2 protein-coding genes and 1 pseudogene are annotated in these 2,430 nt (G+C 74.9%); 1 reads left to right on the top strand and 2 read right to left on the bottom strand.

Features of this window, described 5'->3' with window-relative positions:
* A pseudogene (locus tag ND748_RS30050) lies at positions 1–597 on the top strand (serine/threonine protein kinase); the annotation flags it as partial.
* A 21-nt stretch (positions 598–618) separates the two neighbouring features.
* Here the strand turns inward: ND748_RS30050 and ND748_RS30045 are convergent.
* Together ND748_RS30045 and ND748_RS30040 are read right to left on the bottom strand one after the other, a co-directional pair.
* Complete coding sequence (locus ND748_RS30045) at positions 619–1,530, bottom strand: TIGR01777 family oxidoreductase (RefSeq protein WP_251749589.1); 912 nt, start codon at positions 1,528–1,530, stop codon at positions 619–621.
* Positions 1,531–1,632: 102 nt separating this feature from the next.
* Positions 1,633–2,430: 2-oxo acid dehydrogenase subunit E2 (locus ND748_RS30040; RefSeq protein ID WP_251749587.1), on the bottom strand; the 798-nt coding region annotated here is incomplete at its 5' end.

Below are 2,430 nucleotides of genomic sequence, written 5' to 3'. Positions count from 1 at the left end.
GGCGCCCGGCGGCGGCGCTGGCTGCTGCCGGTCACCGCGGGCCTGGGCCTGTTCGTCGTCGTGGTGGCCGTCGTGCTGCTCATGACGAGCCCGTCGGGGGACGGCACCAGCGACACCGCGGCGCCCGCGCCACAGCCGGCCTCGCCGCCCGCCACCGGCGTGCCCGGCCGGGACCCGACCGCCTCCCCGGTGGCGAACCAGTCACCCGAGCAGATTTGGCGCGCCGTGCTCGGCGGCCTCAACACCGCCCGCAGCCAGGCCTTCGAGCGCGCCGACGAGTCCCTGTTGGGGCAGTCCGACGCCGCCGCCAGCCCCGCCTACAACGCCGACGTCACCCTCATGCGGCAGGTCGTCGCCCAGGGGGCGCACGCCTCGCCCCTGCACAGTGAGATCGTCGCCCTACAGGTCCGCGACGAGCAGCCGAGCCGCACGGTGCTGCGGGTGACCGAACGCCTGGCCGCCTACGACTACCTCGACGCCCACGGCCAGCTCCTCGCCCACCAGCCGGAGAAGGCTCCCCAGCGCCACGATCTCGTGCTGATCCGCACGGGCTCGGGCTGGCGGGTCTCGGAGAGCATCCCCGTCGAGGGCACCTAGATCGCGGCTGGCGGAGGCGGCTCAGGCGCCCTCGGTCAGGATCGCGCGCAGCGCGGTGTCGATGTCGGGGTGGGCGAAGCGGAAGCCGGCGCCGGTCAGCACGGCGGGGGTCAGCCGCTGGGAGGCGAGGACGCCCTCGTCGGCGAACTCGCCGAGGGCGACGCGCAGGGCGAGGCGGGGTACCGCGGCGAACGCCGGGCGGTGCAGCGCCGACGCGAGCGCCGCGGTGAAGGCGGCGTTGGTGACGGGTTCGGGCGCGACCAGGTTCACCGGCCCGGCCACCGAGTCGTCGGCGAGCAGCAGGCGCAACGCCGCCACGTGGTCGGTGCGGCTGATCCAGCTCAGCCACTGGCGGCCGGATCCCAGCCGGCCCCCGAGGCCCAGCCGGAACAGCGGGAGCTGGCGACCGAGGCTGCCCCCGTGACCGGAGAGCACGACCCCGGTCCGCAGGGTGGTGACCCGGATGCCGGCCTCGCGGGCGGGCGTGGCCGCGGCCTCCCAGTCCTCGACGAGTCGGGCGAGGAACCCCGCGCCGGCGGGGGCGTTCTCGTCGAGCGGGCCGGCGTTGCCGCCTGCCGAGGTGCCGTACCAGCCGACGGCGCTGCCGGCGAGGAGCACCCGCGGGGGCGGCGTGAGGCTGGCGAGGGTGCGGGCGAGCAGATCGGTGCCGGCGATCCGGCTGTCGCGCAGCAGGCGCTTGTAGTCGTCGGTCCAGCGGCGGTCGCCGATGCCCGCGCCGGCGAGGTGGACGGCGGCGTCGGTGCCGGCGAGCGATGCCGGGTCGAGCCGACCGGCGGCGGGATCCCACTGGATCTCGCCGCCGGTGCGGGGTGTTCGCCGGACCAGGGTGGTCACGGTGTGGCCGTCCCCACGCAGGGCGGGGACGAGCGCCGAACCGATCAGTCCCGAGGCCCCGGTCACCACGATGCGCATGGTGACCATCGTGGCCGGTCGCCGTCCCGAATGCGAGGCGGCGACCGGCCCGTGTCCGCTGGCGGTGCCTGCCGGCTGGCTGTGCCGGCAGGCTGACGGGGCCTAGAGGCCCAGGTCGGACTCGAAGGCGCCCTCTTCGAGCCGCCGCTTGATGAAGGTCAGGAAGCGGGCGGCGTCGGCCCCGTCGACGATGCGGTGGTCGTAGGTCAGCGACAGGTACACCGCCGACCGGACGGCGATGATCTCGCCCAGGTCGGGATCGTCGATGACGGCGGGCTTCTTCGTCACGATCCCCGTGCCGAGGATGCCGACCTGCGGCTGGTTGATGATCGGCGTGTCGAACAGGGCGCCCCGGCTGCCGGTGTTCGTGAGGGTGAAGGTCCCCCCGCCGAGCTCGTCCGGGGAGATCTTGTTGGCCCGGGTTCGGCTGGCCAGATCGTCGATCTTGCGGGCGAGGCCGGTGATGTTGAGGTCACCGGCGCTGTGGATGACCGGCACGACCAGGCCGCGCTCGGAGTCCACGGCGATGCCGAGGTTCTCCTCGCCGTGGTAGGTGACCGTCCCCGCTTCGACGTCGAGGCTGGCGTTGAGCTGCGGGAACTCGCGCAGCGCCTCGCAGGTCGCCAGCGCGAAGAACGGCAGGAACGACAGCTTCAGGCCCTCGCGGGCCTGGAAGCCTGCCTTGGCCCGGTCCCGCAGCCGCGCGATGCGGGTGACGTCCACCTCGACGACGGTGGTGAGCTGGGCGCTGATCTGCAGCGACTCGACCATGCGCCGGGCGACCAGGGCACGCAGCCGGGAGAGCTTCTCGGTGCGCCCGCGAACCGGAGCGGGGGTGGTGCTGCCCGTGCCGGTGCTCGCCGGGGCGGCGGGGGCCGCGGCGCGGCCCCCCCCCCCCCC

Origin of the sequence: Frankia sp. AiPs1, assembly GCF_023716945.1 — a bacterium.
GTDB lineage: Bacteria > Actinomycetota > Actinomycetes > Frankiales > Frankiaceae > Frankia.
The sequence above is the reverse complement of the archived record's forward strand: the minus strand, read 5'-3'. Positions and strand labels throughout refer to the sequence as shown.